Genomic DNA, 19517 nt, shown 5'->3' with positions numbered 1-19517 from the left:
TGTCGAGAAGGGATTTGGGCCGTAGTGCCTAAGGTCTAGGCTGGCGTTTTCTCCGGCTTCGTTTCCGGTGCGTGCAAGCGCAGCCTAGTCACGTGCGTTTCATCGCCATCGATCACTTCGATATGCCAGCCGCTGGGATGTTCCACGATCTCGCCCACGGGCGGGACGCGCTCGGCCAGCACGAAGGTCAGGCCGCCCAGCGTGTCGACGGATTCCTCGACTTCGGCGAGTTGCGGGTCGATCATTTCGGCCACGTCATCCAATTCGGCGCGCGCATCGCAATCCCACATCCCGTCACCGATCGGCGCGATCCTGATGTCGGGCGCATCGTCATGCTCGTCCTCGATCTCGCCGACGATTTCCTCGACCAGATCTTCAATCGTGATCAAGCCATCCGTGCCCGAGAATTCGTCGAGCACAATAGCCAGATGAGTCCGCCGCGTACGCATGTCGGCCAGCACGTCCAGCGCATTGCGGGCCTGCGGCACATAAAGTGGCTGGCGCATCAACGTGGTCCAGTCGGCAGGCGGAGTCTTGCCGTCGATCAGATAGGGGAACACATCCTTGATGTGGATCATCCCGATGACCTGGTCGAGCTGATCACGATAGACGGGCAGGCGCGAATGGCTGTTGTCCGAGAATACGGCGAGCAGTTCGTCCCAGCTCGATTTTGCATCGACCGCTACAATCTCGCCCCGCGGGACGGCGACATCATCGGCATCATGCTCGCTGAAATGGAGTAGGTTGCGCAGCATCTGCCGCTCGACCGGCGACAGGTCGCCTTCGGTCGGCTCTTCCTGGCCGGACGATTCATCTTCCTCGTGCTCGTCGATCTTCTCTTCGAGCTGGGCCCGAAGGGAACGATCGCCGTCATCGCTGCCAAAGAATTTTCGGATTGCGAGCCACAGCCCGCCTCTACTCTCCGCCTCTCCGGCGTTAGAGCTTCTGTCACTATCGGTGTCGGGCATGGCCCTGCAGTGCACTCCTCATACGTTGCGATCCCCATATGGGTCCGCAATGCCCATTTTTGCAAGAGCCGCGATTTCCATCGCTTCCATCGCCTCGGCCTGTGTGTCGGATGTGACATGGTCATGCCCTGCCAGATGGAGCAGCCCATGGATGATCAGATGGGCGGTGTGATCTTCCAGTGAAATACTTTTTTCGTCTGCCTCGCGCGCGCAAGTCTCATATGCCAGCGCAATATCGCCCAGCATTTCGGGTGGTCCGTCTGTCTCGAGCGCCAGCAAGCTGTCACGCTCAAGCATTGGGAAAGACAGGACATTGGTGGGTTTATCACGATCGCGCCATTCGCGATTGAGCTGATGGACCTGTGCGTCAGAAGTGAACAGGACGCTGGTTTCGAGGCGGGCGTTGGCTAGCACAGGTTCGACATGAGACGCAGCGTCTCCAGCGCGCTCGGCGAGCGCTGACCAATCGCCATCCGGCCAATCTTCGACTTCAATTTCGATCGTCAAAAAGCCCCTCCTCTAAAGAAGAGGGGGAAAAATTCAGTCACTCCACAGGCCCTTCATACGCCTCGACAATCCGCCCCACGATCGGGTGGCGCACAACGTCGGCTGCGCTGAAGCGGATCGTGCCAAATCCGTCTACATCTTCAAGCTTGTCGACCGCATCAGCCAATCCGCTCATCCGGTCGCCGCCGGGGATGTCGACTTGCTTGGGATCGCCGCAAATCACCATCCGGCTGTTCTGGCCGAAGCGGGTGAGGAACATCTTCATCTGCTCGCGGGTGGTGTTCTGGGCCTCGTCGAGGATGATGAAACTGTCCGCCAGAGTACGTCCGCGCATGAAGGCGATAGGGGCAATTTCGATCTCGCCGCTTTCGATTCGCCGCTCCACCTGCTCGGGCGGCATGCAATCATACAGCGCATCATAGAGCGGGCGCAGATAGGGATCGACCTTGTCTTTCATGTCGCCGGGCAGGAAGCCCAGCTTCTCGCCTGCCTCCACCGCCGGGCGGCTCAGGATCAGGCGCTGTACGCTGCCGGTGATCAGCTGGCTAACGGCTTGCGCCACGGCGAGATAGGTCTTGCCTGTTCCGGCCGGGCCTAGCGCGAAGATAATATCATCCCGGCTGAGTGAACGCATATAGCTGATCTGGGTCGCGCTGCGCGGCACAATCGTCTTGCGCCGGGTGCGGATCATGATCGGTGGCGTCTGGGCATCGGCGTTTACAATGCCGTCCAGCGTCGGTTCATTCGACATGCCGATCAGCGCTTCAATCGCGCCCGCATCCAGATCCTGCCCCAGCGCGAGCCGGTCATACATGGTCTGCAAGACGTCGCGCGCCCGGGCAACGCTATCCTCGGGCCCCTCGATCTGGACATGGTCACCGCGCGCCGAGATGAACACGCCGAGCCGGTTTTCGACCTGGACCAGATTGGCATCGAATTGTCCGAACAGCGGCACCAGTAAAGACTGGTTGTCGAATTCCATGTCCACCTTGGCACGGCGGGTTTCACGGTTTGGCCCGCCGGTTGATCGGGGATCGGGCGAAAATGCCGGATCGGCGGTGCGGGTAGGTCTACGGCCCATGCGCTCCTTTCAAGTGAGTCGTTCGCGAGTTTACGCTGCGGTGGTGGTAGTGCAAGTTGCCCCGTCCAACGTCGCTGGGGAAAGTCACGCAAGTGTCATGCAGGCGCGGCTACCAACAGCCTGCCGGCCAAAGAATTCGGTCCGCCTTCGACCACTTCGACTTCGACCAGATCTCCGATCGCAGCTTCGCCTTCGAACCAGACGGATTGCAGCCATGGAGACTTGCCTAGCCACTGGCCGGGATGCTTCCCTTTGCGTTCGACGAGGACGGTGCAGGTCTTGCCTTCGGTGGCCGCGTTGAAGGCATGCTGGTCGCGGTTGAGGCGGGCCTGAAGGCGCTGCAGGCGCTCATCCATTACCTCCATCGCAATCTGGCCTTCCATCGTCGCCGCCGGGGTGCCCGGGCGAGGGGAGTATTTGAAGCTGTAGGCCTGAGCGTAGCGGACTTCGTCCACGATGCTCAATGTGTCCTTGAACTCGGCCTCGGTCTCTCCGGGAAAACCAACGATGAAGTCTCCCGACAACGCAATGTCGGGCCGCGCGGCGCGGAAACGCTCGAGCAGTTTGAGATAGCTTTCGGCGGTGTGGCTGCGGTTCATTGCCCTCAAGACTCGATCATTACCGCTCTGCACCGGCAAATGGAGGTAGGGCATCAGAATTTCGATCTCGCCATGGGCCGCGATCAGCGCGTCGTCCATGTCGGCGGGATGGCTGGTGGTGTAGCGCAGCCGCTCCAGCCCATCGATGGGGGCGAGGGCGCGGATAAGGCCCGCAAGCCCGATGGCGCGGCCCTTGTCGTCCTCCCCGCTCCATGCGTTGACGTTCTGGCCCAGCAAGGTGATCTCGCGCGCACCGGCCTCGACCAGGCTTTGCGCTTCGGCGATCAGGTCCACGAACGGGCGGGAAATCTCGGCGCCGCGGGTATAGGGCACCACGCAATATGTGCAGAATTTGTCACACCCTTCCTGCACCGTCAGGAAGGCGGTTGGTGCACTCTTGCGGCGACGGGGCAGCGCATCGAATTTGGCGATCGGCGGCATGTCTGTGTCGGTCGCACGTTCGCCTTGCACGGCCCTGTCCAGCATCTCTGGCAGGCGGTGATAGGCTTGCGGCCCGACCACCATCGACACGGCCGGTGCGCGTTTCATGATCTCTTCGCCCTCGGCCTGCGCTACACATCCGGCGACCGCAATCATCGGCGGCTTGGTCTGCGTCTTGCCTTTGGTCAGGCGCCCGATGTCGGAATAGATCTTTTCCGCCGCGCGCTCGCGAATATGGCAAGTGTTGAGCACCACCAGGTCGGCGTCCTCCCCCTCCGGCGCAGGCGCAATACCCTTTTCGGCCAGCATCTCCGCCATCCGCTCGCCATCATAAACGTTCATCTGGCAGCCGAAACTTTTGACTCGGTAAGTCTTGGGGGTTTCCGTCGGTTTCATGAGGGGAGGGCCTTTAGGCTAAGCTGGAGGCCAATCCAAGTGCCGAGTTCCAAGGACCCGACGCCTATTCGATCATTTCCGGCGCGCTGTAGCGGATCGGTTCGACGTTGAACTTGAACGGGCGGACCGGGTGGCCCAGGCTCGCTTCCAGTTGCTCTTCGATCATTTCGCGGGCCTTGGCGGATATCGCCTTGCGGCCATGATACTCCTCCGGACTGAACGGCTCGAGATAGTTCAGCACGAGAGTGAAAGTGCCCTTGCGCGCCAGCACCCGCTTGAAATTGTTGACCCCGCCTTCATTGTCGATCCAGCCGATCCACTCGGCGACTTCGCCATAGTCCAGCACCACCGGCTGCACCATTACACCGGGCGGCGGAGGCTCCAGCACACTGATCATGGAGCTTTTGAACGGCAACAGCGAATGGCCATCGGTCGTCGTACCTTCAGGGAAAATTGTGACTGACCAATTGTCCATCAGCGCCTCGCGCAGGGCATTGATCTGCTCGGCGACGCCCAACCGGTTTTCGCGCTTGACGAAAACCGTGCGGTTGAGCCGGCATAGCCAGCCGATCACCGGCACCTGCGCCAATTCCTGCTTGGCGACGAAGGCCGTGCCGCTCGCGCCGGCAAGCGAGAGAATGTCGATCCAGGAGACATGGTTGGCGATAAAGAACACGTCGCGGCGCAGCGGGACGCCGCGGGTTTCGACTTTCGCACCGACAATGCGGGCAGTCAGTCCCAAAAACCACATGGGGAAGGGCGACCCATAGGCAAAGATGCGATAGGCGTAATGCGCCGGTACGAAGATGAAGAGCGCCAGCACAATCATCAGCAGCCGCACGGTGAAGCGAATCCACTGGATCGCATTCAGAGGGGTCGGGACACCTTTCGCGGCCGCCGCGCGGTGGGCCCAGTCCCTGGAATCGGGATCAATCGTCACGATCGAGACGCACGCCGTAAAGTTCCATGCGATGGTCGACCAGGCGATAGCCGAGCTTTTCGGCAATCTGTTTCTGCAGCGCCTCGAGCTCGGGATCGACAAATTCGACAACCTTGCCGGTTTCGACATCGATCAGGTGGTCGTGATGCGCCTCGGGCGCGGCCTCGTAACGGGCGCGACCGTCTCCGAAATCGTGGCGATCGAGAATGCCGGCTTCTTCAAACAGGCGTACGGTACGGTAGACCGTAGCGATCGAGATCTTCGGGTCGATCGACGAGGCGCGTTCATGCAGCAGCTCGACATCGGGATGGTCGTCACTGTCTGACAGCACCTTGGCGATAACCCGCCGCTGTTCGGTAATGCGCAAGCCCTTGTCGGCACACAGCTGTTCGAGATCGATCCGTTGCGGCAACCCCAACCTCCAGAAAGTCATGTCTCCCGAAATAGAAGACGCCCCGAACCCTTAGAGGGACGGGGCGTCGCACTCAAGCGGGGTGCGCGCGATTGCGCACCACCGCTCTCGTTCTGTTTCCTAGCCGGCCTTCTTCTTGCGGCCACGCTTCTGGCCGGGCTTGCGACCCAGGCCGATTTTCTTGGCGAGCTCACGCCGCTTCTCGGCATAGTTCGGTGCCACCATCGGGTAATCGGCGGGCAGTTCCCAGCGCGCGCGATACTCTTCCGGCGACATATCGTAATTGGTGCGGAGATAACGCTTGAGCATTTTCAGCTTCTTTCCGTCTTCCAGGCACACGATATAGTCCGGCTTGATCGAAGCACGAATGGATACAGCGGGATCCGGGCGGGTTTCGGCAGGCTCTTCGTCCTGTCCCAAGCCCGCAAGAGCGCCATATACATTGGTGATCAGCGACGGCACGGCATCCACGTCGACATCGTTGTTGCTGACATGTGCAGCAACAATATCGGATGTGAGCGTGATAAGCGTTTCCGCCATATCAGTTTCAAATTCTTCCATATTGTCCTCAACTTCATTTGCGATCGATTTTACCGGCATTGCTACCGGGCGTCCCATTGATGCCCATGGATCAAATGAAGTGTGAATTCAACACGCCGTTGGGATAAGTGGCTGGAGATTAACCACTAATACTTCGGAAGCGGAGCAATTACAGTGTTCTGGCGTATGTAATTGCGTCCAAACGGGTGCCATCGGCCGCCTTGTAATAATCTTTTCTGCGCCCGATCGGGATAAAACCATGGCTTTCGTACAAGGTCCGGGCCGTGTTGTTTTCGCGCATCTCTAGAAACAGCCGTTCCGACCCACGCGCCTTGGCATCTGTCGCCAGCAACTCGACCAGAAGTCCGCCTAGGCCACGACGGCGCGAGGTCGGGTGCACGGCGATCAGCAGTAGCTCTTCTTCGCCGGGCGCGGCCCTGACCATGGCGAAGGCGGCTGGTTTTTCTCCCGGCAGCGCTTCGTTCCCTTCGCTATTAAGGAGACGATAGAAGGTGGTTGGTAGCACCAAGGATCCTTCGACTTGTCGGCGGTTCCATGCCTCACCCCACGCCGGATCGAAGGCGGCATCCATCACATGCATGATCCGGTCGAGATCATCCTTCATGGCTTGGGCCTTGGCCTGGCAGGTTTTGCATCGGGTGCGCGGCCATAGATCGGGCTCACATCTGTGCCGAGCAAATCCGGGAGGATAGAAAGCGCAAACGAAGCATCGGGGTGGAGGGAGAGCGCCGTTCCGTATCCGCGCCGGGACACGAGGGCTTCTGCTTCCGTGCCTGCGACGATCTCTGCCCGGTACGCCGCGATCGCAGCGTCTGGCGCCATAGATCGATTTGGCGATGCAGGGGCGCCGAAGGGATCGAAGGACTGGACAAACCAATCACCGTGACCCCCGGTCATGGCGACATCCAGCGATTCGCCGGGATGCTGGGCGTGTGCCATCGCAGCAACAAGGCCCAGCGTGGGGTAGCCAGCAATATCGGCCTTCCATGCCAGGCCCAACGCGCGGGCGGTGGCAATACCGATCCGCACTCCTGTGAAACTGCCCGGTCCGCGCGCGACCAATATGCGGTCGGCACATCCCTTGTCTGGCAGTTGTGCGATCATCGGGACAAGGTGCTCGGCGTGACCACGACCGAGAACACGATGGTCGTTTGCGACCAGCGCATCATCTTCGAACAAGGCAATCGAACATGCTTCAGTCGAGCAATCGATTGCCAGTGTTCTCATGATGGAATTTCTTGCCCTTCAGTCCCGCAACAGGCGATGCCACGCATCGGACCGGTCGCGCAAGCGCCAAAAATTGACGCGCGGACACCAAATTGCGCTCTCGGAAGCGAAAACCGGTCAGGCGATGGAATTAAAGCGTTCGAAATCCGGTCTTGGGCTGCGGTCGAAGATTGTGTTCGGGTCCCCATAACCGATCGAACACACCCAGTCGGCCTTCACGCGCGGCTGGTCGGCAAAAAATGCGCCGGTGACCTGGTCAAGATCGACGCCCGACATAGGGCCGCAATCCAGTCCTTGTGCGCGTGCCGCCAAGATCATGTAAGCGCCTTGGAGGGCGGAATTGCGCTTGGCTCCCTCGATCCGGCCTTCCTCATCGCCTTCGAACCAACTCTTGGCGTCGGTGTGCGGAAACAGCCACGGCAATTGCTCGTGGAAATCGATGTCGTATCCGATCACGACGGTGACCGGGGCAGCGCGAATCTTGTCCTTGTTGCCTTCCGAAGCACATTCGGCCAGGCGCTCCTTGGCCTCTTGCGAGCGGACCCAGACAAACCGGCCTGGCTGCATATTGGCAGAGGTCGGCGCCATTTTCATCAGATCGTAAATGGCGCGCAGCTGGTCTTCGCTGACATCTTTGTCGAGCCAGCCATTATAAGTGCGCGCGTGATTGTAGAGTTGGTCAAGCGCGGCGTCGCTCAGGATGGTGTCGTGATATTGTTTGGTCATGAAATCCCTCTCGCGTGGGCCAAAATTCAGGCTGCGCGGACTTCAACGACCTCGGGCACATAATGTTTCAACAATCCTTCGATTCCATGCTTCAGCGTTGCCGTGGAAGACGGACATCCGGAGCAGGCGCCCTGCAGGGTTAGGTAGACGACCCCGTCCTTGAACCCGCGATAAGCAATATCGCCGCCGTCGCCTGCCACTGCCGGGCGAACTCTGGTCTCGAGCAGCTCGTTAATCTGCTCGACAATCTCGGCATTGGCTGGATCGTCTTCGACGACCATGGTTTCTTCTGCCGGCACGGCAATCCCACTCGCATCGCCACCGGCAAACAAGGGGGCCTGGCTGACAAAATGATCGAGCAGGATCGACACCACTTGCGGCTTTAGATCAGGCCAATCGACACCGGGCGCCTTTGACACCGAGACAAAGTCGGACCCGAAAAACACATTGGTGACTTCGCCGGTATCGAAAATCGCCTGTCCCAGCGGGCTCGCCTCGGCATCCTCCGGCGTGGTGAATTCACGCGATCCGCTCGGCATCACCTGCTGTCCCGGCAGGAATTTGAGGGTCGACGGGTTCGGGGTGGTTTCGGTCTCGATGAACATGCCTTTGATGTAGGGAGGGTTTGCGGGTGCGACAAGCTATTCACTGTCCCTTCACCGATAGTCTCTCTATAGTCGTGGCCATGATCATTTTCCCGCGTGCCGCCCGGCACTTCGCGCTGTTCCTTCCGCTTGCCCTGCTGGCCCATCCGCTTCCGGCGCAGGATGTGGCCGAGGAACGGCCAGCTTCGCTGCAAAGCGAGGAAGAAACGCCGTGGCTTTATGAGGGAAGCAATGTCCCGGTTGACCGGGCCTGGCTGTTTGGCGAGCTCGACAATGGGCTGCGCTATGCTGTGCGCCGCAACGGGGTGCCGCCGGAACAGGTCTCGATCCGCATCAGGATCGATGCGGGCTCGCTGCACGAACGGGATGAGGAACGCGGCTTTGCCCATTTGCTGGAGCATCTGTTGTTCCGCGAAAGCAAATATCTCGGCCCGGCCCAGGCAATCCCAACCTGGCAACGGCTGGGCGCGACTTTTGGCAGCGATACAAACGCAGTGACCAGCCCGACCCAGACGGTGTACAAGCTGGACCTGCCCGAAGCGAACCCGGCCAAGCTGGAAGAGAGCTTCAAGCTGCTCTCGGGCATGGTCCGTGAACCGGTGATCAATGACGCCAATCTGGCCGCCGAAGTGCCGATCGTGATGGCGGAGAAGCGCGAGCGGGGCGGGCCAGCCCAGCGGGTCGGCGATGCGCGCCGCGCGACCTTGTTCGCAGGCCAGCGATTGGCGGAACGCTCCCCGATTGGGACGGTCGAAACGTTGAGCGGGGCCAAGGCCGATGCGGTCGATGCCTTCCACAAACGCTGGTACCGGCCTGAAAACGCGGTGATCGTTGTGGCCGGAGACGCCGATCCGGTCGAATTTGCGCGCCTGATCGAGGAATATTTCAACGATTGGCAGGGGCAAGGCGAGGGCGCGGAAGCACCTGACTTTGGCGATCCGGTTGCCCCAGCGGGCGCTGACGCCGCCAATCCGGTGGGCGAGACAGCAGTGCTGATCGAACCCGATCTGCCGCGCAGCTATACTTATGCCATCATGCGCCCCTGGCGGCCTGTGCAAGACACGATCGTCTACAATGAAGGCCTGTTGATGGATGCGCTGTCACAGGCGCTGATCAACCGACGTCTGGAAAAGCGCGCACGCGGCGGCGGCAGCTTCCTTTACGCGCAGGTTCAACAAGACGATGTCAGCCGCAGTGCCGACGCGACCTTCGTCAATTTCGCTCCGCTGACGGATGATTGGCAAGCCGCCTTGAAAGATGTGCGCAGTGTGATCGCAGATGCCTTGTCGAGCCCGCCGACCGCTGAAGAAATCGCGCGCGAAGTCGCCGAATTCGATGTCGCATTCAAAGCCTCGGTCGATGAAGCGCCGGTTGCGCCCGGGGCACGCCTGGCCGACAATCTGGTCGATGCCGTCGATATTCGCGAAACCACCGCCGCGCCCGAAACGGTGCTGGACGTGTTCCGCAATATGCAGGAACGGGTCACCCCTGCCGCGATCCTGGCGCGCACGCGCGCTCTGTTTGAAGGCGATGTTATTCGCTCGGTCTACGTCACGCCATCCACTGGCGAAGCGGGCGAAGACGACTTGCGGACCGCTCTGCTGGAGCCGGTTACTGCGGATTCCAGCGCACGTCTGGCCGCCAGCAACATCTCGTTTGAAGACCTGCCGCCGATTGGTGAACCGGGCGTAGTCGCGCAGAGCGGGCCGCTGGGCATCCTCGGGATCGAGCAGGTGCAATTTGCCAATGGTGTTCGCGCGATGCTGTGGCCCAATGATGCAGAGCCAGGCCGGGTCGCTGTGAAAGTCCGCTTCGGTAGTGGTTATCGCGGCTTCGGCGACCGGGACGCGCCGTATGTCCTGCTGGGCGAAATGGCACTGGTCGGCTCGGGAGTCGGGGAACTCGGCCAGGAAGAGCTCGACCGTATTGCCACGGGCCGCAAGCTCGGCTTCGATTTCAAGATCGACGATGCCGTCTTTACGTTCGAAGCGCAGACCCGGGGATCCGACCTTGCCGACCAGCTTTACCTGTTTGCCGCAAAGCTTGGCATGCCGCGCTGGGATCCGAACCCGATTATCCGCGCCCAGGCAGCGTCAAGGTTGGCCTATGAAAGCTATGCCACCAGCCCGGGCGGCCTGTTGTCGCGTGATCTGGATTATCTGTTGCGTGATCGCGATCCACGCTTCGCCACACCGACGCCCGAAATGATGGCCCAAACCACACCCGAAGGTTTCCGCGAAGTGTGGGAGCCTTTGCTGGCGCAAGGGCCGGTCGAGGTCATGATCTTTGGCGAGTTCAATCGTGACGAGACCCTGGAGGCCTTGCGCAAGACCTTTGGTGCCTTGCCGGAACGCTCACCAATCCCGGCCGAAGCCGCCAGTCGCACGCCGGGCTTTCCGTCGGCAGGCGATACCACAGTTCTGAAGCATCGGGGTGATGCCAATCAGGCTGCCGCTGTCATCTCGTGGCCGAGTGGCGGAGGGGTCGCCAATATCCGCGAGTCGCGTCAGATCGAAATCCTCACCCAGCTATTCATGAACCGGCTGATGGACGAAATGCGCGAACGGGCGGGGGCAAGTTACGCTCCGCAAGTGAGTTCGGACTGGCCGGTTGACCTGGAAGAGGGCGGCACGATCACCGCCTTTGCGCAGCTCAAGCCGGAGGATGTGCCGACCTTCTTCGCGGCGGCCGAATCGATTGCGAGTGACATTGCCAACAATCCGCCGAGCGCGGACGAACTTAATCGTGTGACCGAGCCGCTGCGCCAATTGATCAGTCGCGCGTCGACCGGGAACGGTTTCTGGATGTTCCAACTCGAGGGGGCAACCTACGATTCCCGTCGTGTGGCTGTGATCCGTTCCTTGCTCAACGATTATTCGCAAACCACGCCCGAAGCGATGCAGGCGCTGGCGCGACGCTATCTCGCCTCGCGGCCCGGATATCGCCTTGCTGTCATTCCGGAGGGGCAGGAGCTTGCAAAAGTGAGCACTTTCCGGGCGCAGGCGGTGGGGCGCTGACCCGATCTTGGGTACGCCCAAGCTTTATTGCGCTTGCGAACAAGGGACAGGACCCCGTATTGTCGCCTGCTGAATTGCTGAAAGACAGGTATTATGGCTCGCGACTGGAAACCCGATAGCTGGAAAGCGCACGAAGCAAGGCATTTGCCGCGCTATGAGGACCCTGCTGCGCTGGTCGCGGCGGAGGAGAAGCTGGCTGCCTATCCGCCGCTGGTGTTTGCAGGTGAAGCGCGCGCGCTGAAGGCCGATCTGGCCGAGGTTGCCGGCGGGCGGGCCTTCCTGTTGCAAGGCGGCGATTGCGCCGAGAGCTTTGCTGAATTTCACCCCAACAATATCCGCGATACATTCCGCGTGATCCTGCAAATGGCAGTCGTGATGACGTTCGCGGGCAAGCTGCCGGTGGTCAAAGTGGGCCGGATGGCGGGGCAGTTTGCCAAGCCGCGCAGCTCCGACACCGAAACGCAGGGCTCGGTCACTTTGCCGAGTTATTTTGGCGATAATGTCAACGGGATCGAATTCGATCCGGTTCAGCGCCGCAACGATCCCGAACGCATGGTGAAGGCCTATTCGCAAGCGGCGGCCACGCTCAACCTGCTGCGCGCCTTTGCCGGTGGCGGCTATGCGAATTTGCGGCAGGTGCACCAGTGGACGCTGGATTTCATGGGCCGCAGCCCGTGGGCCGACAAGTTTGCCGAGACCGCCGACCGGATCGGTGAAGCGCTCGATTTCATGGAAGCCTGCGGGGTTGATCCCGGCACTGTCCCGCAATTGCAGGGCACCAGCTTCTACACCAGCCACGAGGCTTTGCTGCTTCCTTACGAGCAAGCGATGACACGGCAGGATTCGCTGACCGGCGACTGGTATGACACCAGCGCACACATGGTCTGGATCGGGGATCGCACCCGCTTTGATGGTAGCGCCCATATCGAGTTTGCGCGCGGCATTGGCAATCCGCTCGGCATCAAATGCGGGCCGAGCCTGGAACCGGATGTGCTGGTCAAATTGCTCGATGAGCTTAACCCTGCGCGGGAACCGGGCCGGATCACACTGATCAGCCGTTTTGGCCATGACAAGGTCGAAGCCGGGCTGCCGCGCCTCGTCCGTGCAGTGGAGCGGGAAGGGCATCCCGTGGTGTGGAGCTGTGACCCCATGCACGGCAATGTGATCAAGGCAGATAGCGGCTACAAGACGCGCCCGTTTGACCGGATCACTGCCGAGGTGCGTGGCTTCTTCGCGGTCCACCGGGCGGAAGGGACCCATCCGGGCGGCGTCCATCTGGAAATGACCGGACAGGATGTGACCGAATGCGTCGGCGGAGCCGTGGCGATTACCGATGAAGGCCTGAACGATCGCTATCACACGCATTGTGATCCGCGGCTCAACGCGGCGCAATCGATCGAGCTGGCGTTCCTGATTGCAGAGATGCTGCAATTGGCCGCGAAGGATCAGCGCGCCGCGAACGCGGCATGATCTGGCCTTTCTCCGACGCAGCGTTGCAAACACGAGGCAGGTGATTTCCGCCTAAGCCTTTCAATTGTCACAGTGTTCCTTCATAGCGGCCTTGGACCGGTCGCCGAGGGAGACCCTACCATGGCTCAGGAACAGCTGCGCAGTCAGGCGCAGAGCGAGCCCGATCTTGTTGGAAGTTTCCGCCAGACGCGTGCGCTGACCGAGGGGTTGGCGGCGCCCCTGAGCGAGAGCGACGCCACCATCCAGTCAATGGAAGATGCCTCTCCCGCCAAGTGGCATCTGGCTCATGTAACGTGGTTCTGGGAAACATTCCTGCTGCGTGATCATGCGCCGGGATATCAGCTGTTCGACGAGCAGTGGCCGTTCCTGTTCAATTCTTATTACGAGGCAGAGGGCGCACGCATTGCCCGCTTCTCGCGCGGGATGCTGTCACGGCCGACAATGGCGCAGATCCTCGAATGGCGTGCCCATGTCGATGCGGCGATGCAGCCGCTGCTGGCAGATCCGGACTTGCGGCCACTGGTCGAGCTGGGCCTCGCGCATGAACAGCAGCACCAGGAACTGCTGCTGACCGATATCAAGCATGGGCTGTTCCAGAACCCGCTCGGCCCTGCGATGTGGGACGGGGCGCCTGCCATGGCGCATGCGGCGGAGCGAAGCTGGCATGAACATCCCGGCGGCATTGCCCTGATCGGTCATGACGGAGAGGGCTTTGCCTTCGATTGCGAAGGGCCGCGCCACCGCGTGCTGCTCGAACCCTTCGCGCTTGCCGATACGCTGGTGACCAATCGCGAATGGGATGCGTTTATCGCTGATGGTGGCTACGAAACCGCGTCTCTCTGGCTGTCGGATGGCTGGGCCTGGGTGAAAGAAAACAGCATCCGGTCGCCAGGCTATTGGCGCGAAGGGCAGCACTTCACTTTGCAAGGTTGGCAGGATCGTGATCCGAATGCACCCGCCACGCATATTTCCTATTTCGAAGCAGATGCCATTGCGACTTGGGCCGGAGCACGTCTGCCCAGTGAATTCGAATGGGAAGCGATTGCCCGTGGACAGCATTCCGACGATGCGCCCGCGCATGATCCGGCTGGTGGCAATCAGATCGACACAGCGGGGTCGGTCCATCCCACTGGCGGTACCAGTCTGTTCGGGGATTGCTGGCAATTCACCCGCTCCGCCTATCTGCCCTATCCACGATTTGAGCCCGCCAGCGGCGCAGTCGGCGAATATAACGGCAAATTCATGAGCGGACAGTTTGTGCTCAAAGGCGCAAGTTGTGCGACATCGCGCGGCCATTCGCGGGCGTCCTATCGCAACTTCTTTTACCCTCACCAGCGCTGGCAGTTCACTGGCCTGCGGCTCGCCAAGGATATCTGATGCCTTCCAATAACGACCTGCGGCTGGTCGATCTCGATGATGACGGCGTCGATCGCGCCTTCCGGTCCGACGTGTTGCAGGGCTTGTCAGAAGACCAGAAGGCTATCCCTGCGCGCTGGCTGTATGACGATGCGGGATCCGGCCTGTTCGAGGATATTACCCAGGTCGAGGAGTATTATCCGACCCGTGCCGAGACCGAAATCTTGCGCGCTCAGGGCAGCGCCTTTGCCGAGGCGATCGGTCCCGGGCGTGCGGTGGTGGAATTCGGCAGTGGCAGTTCGGTCAAAACGCCGCTCCTGCTGACCGCAATCGATCCGGCAGCTTACGTGCCGCTCGATATTTCGGGCGATTTCCTGCGTGCGGCCGCTGCCGATCTGTCGGCTAAGTTTCTAGGCCTACCGGTCCATCCGGTGGAGGCTGATTTTATGCGCCGGGTGGAATTGCCCGACGCCATTGCAAGCATGCCCAATCTCGGCTTTTTCCCCGGCTCGACAATCGGCAATATGGTTCCGCGCACGGCGACAGATCTGCTGCGCACCATGCGCGAGACGCTTGGCGAAGGTTCGAAATTGCTGATCGGGATGGACCTGGTGAAAGAGCCAACCGTGCTGGAGGCTGCCTATGATGATGCCAAGGGCGTAACGGCAGAATTCAACCTCAACCTCGCGCGCCGGATCAACCGTGAATTGGCGGGCTCTATTCCGGTGGACCAGCTGCGCCACGAGGCCCGCTGGAACGATGATTTCGCCCGGATCGAAATGCATCTCGTCGCGCAGTCAGCCCTAAGCTTCGAAGTCGCCGGGCAAACCTTTGTGATGGCGCATGGCGAAACCATCCATACCGAGAACAGCCACAAATTCACCCGTCGCAGTTCCAGCACCCTGTTGCTGGCGGGCGGCTGGACTCCGGTCGCGCGCTGGCTCGATAGCGGGGAGCAATTCAGCCTGATCCTTGCTGAAGCATCGATACCAAGAAGTGCGCCGTGAGCGCTTGGCCGCACCTCGATTTTTCTACCGAGCAACCGGTCTACGAATCTGCGCATCTCTATTTGCAGCTGATCGGCAAGCTCCCGACGCGCTTGCATCCCTGGATCAATCACGGATGGCATGTAGCGCTTCGGGTAACGCCGCGCGGTTTCGCGACCCGGACCATGGAGGCAAACGGCAAGAGTTTTGCCGTGGAATTCGATTGCCATGGCTCGCGCATTGTTATCGGTTGCGACAGCGGCGAGGCGACCACGATCGCTCTTACTGGCCAGAGTGTCGCAGAACTTCATGGGCAATTGTCTGACGGGCTGAATCACATGGGGCTGCCTGCGCCCCTCTTCGGTGCGCCTAACGAATTGCCCGAAGTGATCGCATTTTCGCAAGATATGCGGGACCGGTCATGGGACCCCGATGTAATCCGGCGCGCCCACGCTGCTTTCCGGTCTGTCGATGCTGTATTCACCCGCTTCAGAGCTGCCTATCTCGGAAAATCCTCTCCCAGCCATCTGTTCTGGGGCAGTTTCGATCTCGCAGTTACGCGCTTCTCCGGCCGCCGAGCGCCATTACATCCCGGCGGATTTCCGAATTTGCCTGACCGCGTAACTCGCGAGGCGTATAGCCATGAAGTGATCAGTGCGGGCTTCTGGCTCGGAGGAGGCGGCGTGGATGAGGCAGCCTTTTATGCCTATGCCTATCCTTCCCCTGAGGATTTGGCAGCGAGCCCGGTCACTCCCCGCAATGCGTATTGGCACAAGGATTTGGGTGAATTTGTTCTTCCCTATGCCGCGGTTGCAAGCAGCGCAGATCCCCAAGAATGCTTGCTCGGCTTTCTCGAAACATCCTATGATGCTGCGGCAGGACTTGCCGGTTGGCCAAGCGATTTGGTGACGGCGCGTGCCTGCGTGGGCGAGCCCGCACAGAATTTTGAAAGCTGACCAAATGACATCCTCTATCGCCATTGTCGGTGCCGGTATGGCCGGCCTTTCTTGTGCGACCGCATTGGCGGCGCGCGGCCTTTCTGTGACCGTGTTCGACAAAGGACGCGGGCCGGGCGGGCGGATGGCGACGCGCCGTGCCGAAGTGGATGGGGCAACCATCCGGTTCGACCATGGCGCGCAGTATTTCACTGTGCGTGATCCGCGCTTTATCGCGGCAGTGCGGGGCTGGCGGGAGGCGGGCGCAGTGGCGGACTGGTCGGCCGCAGGAGACGACGCGGTGGTCGGCACGCCAGGCATGAATGGCCCGATCCGGCATATGGCAGACGGTCTTGAGGTGCATTGGGGCGCGCGCGTCGACAGCATCACGCGCGATGGCGACGGTTGGGTCGTACGCGCGGGCGAGACCTTGCACCGCTTCGACACGATCGTGTGCGCCATCCCTGCCGAGCAGGCCGCGCAGTTGCTCCAACCCGTTGCTCCGGAATTTGCGGCACAGGCTGCCGCCGTGGAATCGCAACCATGCTGGGCGCTGATGCTCCGCTTCGCCGGGCGGCTCGATCTGCCCGATATATTCCGGGGCAGTGCCATCAGCTGGGCCGCACGAAACGCGTCCAAGCCCGGGCGTGGTGACGGGGAGAACTGGGTTGTCCATGCCTCGCCCGAATGGTCCCGCACGTATCTGGAGCTTGCTCCGCAGGATGTTGCGCCGATGCTTTTGGCGCAGCTTTTCGAAGAGACCGGAGCGGAGGCTACAGAGCCGGTTCATAGCGCAGCGCATCGCTGGCGCTTTGCTATGGTGGGCAAAGCCGATGGCCCGGCTGCACTGTGGGATGCAGACGCCGGGCTGGGTGTTTGCGGCGATTGGCTGGGCGGCCCACGGGTGGAGAATGCATGGATCTCGGGCCGCGAACTGGCGGACCTGATACCCGGTTGAGCGCCCGTTCATGGATTTGCCACGCAGCGCTGCCTATATGGATCGAGTGAGCGCAAACCAGAACGATATGGAAATCATCAAGACGGGTTTCGATGCTGTCGCCCAGCGGGTTGCGGAAATCCCGCAAACGGGCCTGCTGATGCTGGCGCTGCTCGCCATGCTGGTGGGCTGGGTCGGCGGGATGATGATCCGCCGCAGTGTCCCGTTGGGCAGGCTGGTGCGCGGTGCGAGCACGCTGGTGCTGGTCGGTGTGTTGCTGACCGTGGTGCTGCAGGTTGCCCGGCTCGATCCGCGCTTTGATCTGGCAGTGGCCGAAATCGGTTTGCCCCAGCAAGTGGTCGAGGGCGGCGAGACGCGCGTGCCGCTGGCCGCGGATGGGCACTATTGGCTGCAGGCGGAAATCAACGGCACCCGGGCAAATTTCCTGGTCGATACTGGCGCGACACTGACTGCGTTATCCTCTGAAACCGCGCAGAAGGCGGGGATCGAGCCGCGTCGGGACAGGCTGCCGGTCAGCATGAGCACCGCCAACGGCACCATCCGTGTTGCCATGACGACGATCGATGAAATGCGCTTCGGCAATGTCGCCGCGCGTGGCCTCGATGCGGTCATCGCGCCCAATTTGGGCGAAACCAATGTGATCGGCATGAACCTGCTCAGCCGACTGGCCGAATGGAAAGTGCAAAACGGGGTGCTGGTGCTGGTCCCCAACAATCCGGAACCGTCGCTGGACCTGTCCGGGCCGGACGTTTCGGCTGAGCATTAGGATCGGGAAAAGTGGCTGGGGTGGCAGGGATCGAACCTGCGAATGCCGATACCAAAAACCGGTGCCTTACCACTTGGCCACACCCCAGCACTGGGCGCGCTCTATAACGCGTTCTTTCGATAAGGGAAGGGCGATTCAGGAGTTTGCGAGACGGCGGCTGGAAAGCTCTGCTTCAACCTGTGAAATTCGCGCCCGGTCGAGCCTGTAGAAGCTGATCGCGACAATCGCCGGAGCAAGGGCGGCGGCGGGTATCAAGGCGAAGGCCAGCTGGATACCGACCAAAGCGCTTTCGCTCTGCGTCGGAGCACTCGCATCAAAGCCGGTCAACTCCATAACGAAGCCTGGTACGGCCGAACCGAGGCCCACACCTACTTTCACCGCGAACACCGAAGCGGCGACGACCAGCCCCGTCATCTGCAACCCACTCTTCCAGTCAACATACTCGGCGATGTCGGTGAACATGGAAAAACTCATCACCATCAAAAGTCCAAAGCCGACGCCGATTAACAGCTGGATCAGCGTCTGCGGCCAAACGGCATCGAGCGGCAGAATGTAGAACAGCAGGATGCCGGAGCACTTCAGGGCGCCGCCCAGGATGATGATCGTTCGTTTTTCGAGGCCATGACGAAGATAATTGCCGAGGACCACTCCACTTATCTGTCCGATCGCAAGCGCGGTCAGGAACAGGCCAAGGCGATCGAGAAAAGCAAACACAGGCGTCCCGTCATCACCTGCGACATACTTGAAGAAGAACTTTGCGCTGGCGAAGCGTGCAGCGATGGCAAGAACGCCAAGGATCGCTGCAGCAGCAACCGCCAGCCAGGGCCCTGTGCGCACCAAGACCCGGACATCGCCCCAGATGCTGCCGTGGCTCTCGGTTGGCGGGATCCGTTCTTTGGTCGTGGCGAAGCTGATCCAGATGCAGAATGTGCCGAACAACGCGATACAGGTCATGGTGAGCAATATGCCGCGCGCCTCGTCACCTCCGCCCAGCTCGCGGATAAGCGTGGTGCCGAGAAGACCGAGAAGGATTCCGCTCAGCGCAGAGAAGAACATGCGATAGGCTGTGACGCTCGAACGTTCGCTTGCCGACGGCGATATTGTCCCCAAGAGTCCGCCATAGGGTACATTCACGGCGGTGTAAGCGAGCATCGCCAGCCCGTAAGTCACATAGGCGTAAACCAGCATTGGCCCCGGTGCCATGTCAGGGAACAGGAAAACCGCCGCGCCGAACAGGCCGAAGGGCAAGGCCCCGAATAGCAAATAGGGGCGATAACGGCCCCAGCGCGTGCGGGTTCGATCGGCAATGGCACCCATCATCGGATCGGTGAAGGCGTCGACCAGCTTGGACAGGAGCAGCATCAGCGCGATTGCCGCTGGCGCGACGCTGCCCAGATCGACGAAATAATAAAACAGGAAAACGCCGAAGAAGTTGAGATAGAGCCCGGAAGCGAGGTCGCCCACGCCGTATCCGACCTTCTCGCGTAACCCGATTTTCTCGTCCGACTGCCGGGCCAAGACGCTCTCCGAAGTGCGCACAGCCGACCACAATTGATCGACATGTGC

General features: G+C 60.9%; 19 protein-coding genes and 1 tRNA gene. 7 read left to right on the top strand and 13 right to left on the bottom strand.

Annotation, left to right across the window (positions count from 1 at the left end):
- Window positions 1-35 precede the first annotated feature (35 nt).
- The 11 genes from ABD653_RS04825 to ABD653_RS04775 all read right to left on the bottom strand — a co-directional run bounded on the left by ABD653_RS04825 (window position 36) and on the right by ABD653_RS04775 (window position 8463).
- Window positions 36-968: a hemolysin family protein gene (locus ABD653_RS04825; protein ID WP_160780114.1), complete on the bottom strand. Its 933-nt coding sequence runs from the start codon at window positions 966-968 to the stop codon at window positions 36-38.
- A gap of 18 nt (window positions 969-986) precedes the next feature.
- Window positions 987-1475: an rRNA maturation RNase YbeY gene (gene ybeY, locus ABD653_RS04820; protein WP_160780113.1), complete on the bottom strand. Its 489-nt coding sequence runs from the start codon at window positions 1473-1475 to the stop codon at window positions 987-989.
- A gap of 37 nt (window positions 1476-1512) precedes the next feature.
- Window positions 1513-2556: a PhoH family protein gene (locus ABD653_RS04815; RefSeq protein ID WP_160780112.1), complete on the bottom strand. Its 1044-nt coding sequence runs from the start codon at window positions 2554-2556 to the stop codon at window positions 1513-1515.
- A 95-nt stretch (window positions 2557-2651) separates the two neighbouring features.
- A complete protein-coding gene (gene miaB, locus ABD653_RS04810) occupies window positions 2652-3992 on the bottom strand; it encodes a tRNA (N6-isopentenyl adenosine(37)-C2)-methylthiotransferase MiaB (RefSeq protein ID WP_160780111.1) in 1341 nt (446 codons plus the stop codon).
- 64 nt (window positions 3993-4056) lie between these two features.
- A complete protein-coding gene (locus tag ABD653_RS04805) occupies window positions 4057-4926 on the bottom strand; it encodes a lysophospholipid acyltransferase family protein (protein WP_325065429.1) in 870 nt (289 codons plus the stop codon).
- On the bottom strand, window positions 4922-5344 hold the full coding sequence (locus ABD653_RS04800) for a Fur family transcriptional regulator (protein WP_160780499.1): 423 nt from the start codon (window positions 5342-5344) through the stop codon (window positions 4922-4924). Before ABD653_RS04800 ends, ABD653_RS04805 begins: the two co-directional genes overlap by 5 nt.
- A 120-nt stretch (window positions 5345-5464) precedes the next feature.
- Complete coding sequence (locus ABD653_RS04795; protein ID WP_160780498.1) at window positions 5465-5905, bottom strand: Ros/MucR family transcriptional regulator; 441 nt, start codon at window positions 5903-5905, stop codon at window positions 5465-5467.
- 148 nt (window positions 5906-6053) lie between these two features.
- A complete protein-coding gene (locus tag ABD653_RS04790) occupies window positions 6054-6509 on the bottom strand; it encodes a GNAT family N-acetyltransferase (RefSeq protein WP_160780110.1) in 456 nt (151 codons plus the stop codon).
- A complete protein-coding gene (gene tsaB, locus ABD653_RS04785) occupies window positions 6506-7132 on the bottom strand; it encodes a tRNA (adenosine(37)-N6)-threonylcarbamoyltransferase complex dimerization subunit type 1 TsaB (protein WP_160780109.1) in 627 nt (208 codons plus the stop codon). The genes ABD653_RS04790 and tsaB overlap by 4 nt, the downstream gene beginning before the upstream one ends.
- Before the next feature lie 117 nt (window positions 7133-7249).
- Complete coding sequence (locus ABD653_RS04780) at window positions 7250-7858, bottom strand: malonic semialdehyde reductase (protein ID WP_160780108.1); 609 nt, start codon at window positions 7856-7858, stop codon at window positions 7250-7252.
- 26 nt (window positions 7859-7884) lie between these two features.
- On the bottom strand, window positions 7885-8463 hold the full coding sequence (locus tag ABD653_RS04775; RefSeq protein WP_160780107.1) for a NifU family protein: 579 nt from the start codon (window positions 8461-8463) through the stop codon (window positions 7885-7887).
- 80 nt (window positions 8464-8543) lie between these two features.
- Here ABD653_RS04775 and ABD653_RS04770 point away from each other — a divergent pair, with 80 nt between their 5' ends.
- From ABD653_RS04770 to ABD653_RS04740, 7 genes are all read left to right on the top strand, one after another.
- Entirely contained in the window at window positions 8544-11480 is a 2937-nt protein-coding gene (locus ABD653_RS04770) for a M16 family metallopeptidase (RefSeq protein ID WP_160780497.1), read from the top strand.
- Between the two features lie 93 nt (window positions 11481-11573).
- Window positions 11574-12950: a class II 3-deoxy-7-phosphoheptulonate synthase gene (locus ABD653_RS04765; protein ID WP_160780106.1), complete on the top strand. Its 1377-nt coding sequence runs from the start codon at window positions 11574-11576 to the stop codon at window positions 12948-12950.
- 120 nt (window positions 12951-13070) lie between these two features.
- Window positions 13071-14327 carry an ergothioneine biosynthesis protein EgtB gene (gene egtB, locus ABD653_RS04760; protein WP_160780105.1) on the top strand — a complete coding sequence of 419 codons (1257 nt, stop codon included), beginning with the start codon at window positions 13071-13073 and terminating at the stop codon, window positions 14325-14327.
- On the top strand, window positions 14327-15313 hold the full coding sequence (gene egtD, locus ABD653_RS04755) for an L-histidine N(alpha)-methyltransferase (RefSeq protein ID WP_160780104.1): 987 nt from the start codon (window positions 14327-14329) through the stop codon (window positions 15311-15313). Before egtB ends, egtD begins: the two co-directional genes overlap by 1 nt.
- A complete protein-coding gene (locus ABD653_RS04750; RefSeq protein WP_160780103.1) occupies window positions 15310-16248 on the top strand; it encodes a DUF5996 family protein in 939 nt (312 codons plus the stop codon). The genes egtD and ABD653_RS04750 overlap by 4 nt, the downstream gene beginning before the upstream one ends.
- 4 nt (window positions 16249-16252) lie before the next feature.
- Window positions 16253-17185 (top strand): NAD(P)/FAD-dependent oxidoreductase, encoded by a 933-nt coding sequence (locus ABD653_RS04745; RefSeq protein WP_160780102.1) that lies wholly within the window; start codon window positions 16253-16255, stop codon window positions 17183-17185.
- A 10-nt stretch (window positions 17186-17195) separates the two neighbouring features.
- A complete protein-coding gene (locus ABD653_RS04740; RefSeq protein ID WP_234032210.1) occupies window positions 17196-17951 on the top strand; it encodes a retropepsin-like aspartic protease family protein in 756 nt (251 codons plus the stop codon).
- Window positions 17952-17963: 12 nt separating this feature from the next.
- Here the strand turns inward: ABD653_RS04740 and ABD653_RS04735 are convergent.
- Together ABD653_RS04735 and ABD653_RS04730 are read right to left on the bottom strand one after the other, a co-directional pair.
- Window positions 17964-18038, bottom strand: a tRNA-Gln gene (locus ABD653_RS04735).
- Window positions 18039-18086: 48 nt separating this feature from the next.
- Window positions 18087-19469 carry an MFS transporter gene (locus ABD653_RS04730; protein ID WP_160780101.1) on the bottom strand — a complete coding sequence of 461 codons (1383 nt, stop codon included), beginning with the start codon at window positions 19467-19469 and terminating at the stop codon, window positions 18087-18089.
- Window positions 19470-19517: the final 48 nt, after the last annotated feature.

It is taken from the genome of Parerythrobacter jejuensis (assembly GCF_039536765.1).
Classification (GTDB): domain Bacteria; phylum Pseudomonadota; class Alphaproteobacteria; order Sphingomonadales; family Sphingomonadaceae; genus Parerythrobacter; species Parerythrobacter jejuensis.
Note: the sequence above shows the minus strand (reverse complement) of the source record. Positions and strands in the feature narration are given on the sequence as shown.

Coding starts and splice junctions, on each gene's coding strand:
- ABD653_RS04825 (WP_160780114.1), bottom strand. CDS start 968: ATGCCCGACACCGATAGTGACAGAAGCTCTAACGCCGGAGAGGCGGAG.
- ABD653_RS04815 (WP_160780112.1), bottom strand. CDS start 2,556: ATGGGCCGTAGACCTACCCGCACCGCCGATCCGGCATTTTCGCCCGAT.
- miaB (WP_160780111.1), bottom strand. CDS start 3,992: ATGAAACCGACGGAAACCCCCAAGACTTACCGAGTCAAAAGTTTCGGC.
- ABD653_RS04795 (WP_160780498.1), bottom strand. CDS start 5,905: ATGGAAGAATTTGAAACTGATATGGCGGAAACGCTTATCACGCTCACA.
- ABD653_RS04790 (WP_160780110.1), bottom strand. CDS start 6,509: ATGAAGGATGATCTCGACCGGATCATGCATGTGATGGATGCCGCCTTC.
- tsaB (WP_160780109.1), bottom strand. CDS start 7,132: ATGAGAACACTGGCAATCGATTGCTCGACTGAAGCATGTTCGATTGCC.
- ABD653_RS04780 (WP_160780108.1), bottom strand. CDS start 7,858: ATGACCAAACAATATCACGACACCATCCTGAGCGACGCCGCGCTTGAC.
- ABD653_RS04775 (WP_160780107.1), bottom strand. CDS start 8,463: ATGTTCATCGAGACCGAAACCACCCCGAACCCGTCGACCCTCAAATTC.
- ABD653_RS04770 (WP_160780497.1), top strand. CDS start 8,544: ATGATCATTTTCCCGCGTGCCGCCCGGCACTTCGCGCTGTTCCTTCCG.
- ABD653_RS04765 (WP_160780106.1), top strand. CDS start 11,574: ATGGCTCGCGACTGGAAACCCGATAGCTGGAAAGCGCACGAAGCAAGG.
- egtB (WP_160780105.1), top strand. CDS start 13,071: ATGGCTCAGGAACAGCTGCGCAGTCAGGCGCAGAGCGAGCCCGATCTT.
- egtD (WP_160780104.1), top strand. CDS start 14,327: ATGCCTTCCAATAACGACCTGCGGCTGGTCGATCTCGATGATGACGGC.
- ABD653_RS04745 (WP_160780102.1), top strand. CDS start 16,253: ATGACATCCTCTATCGCCATTGTCGGTGCCGGTATGGCCGGCCTTTCT.
- ABD653_RS04740 (WP_234032210.1), top strand. CDS start 17,196: ATGGATTTGCCACGCAGCGCTGCCTATATGGATCGAGTGAGCGCAAAC.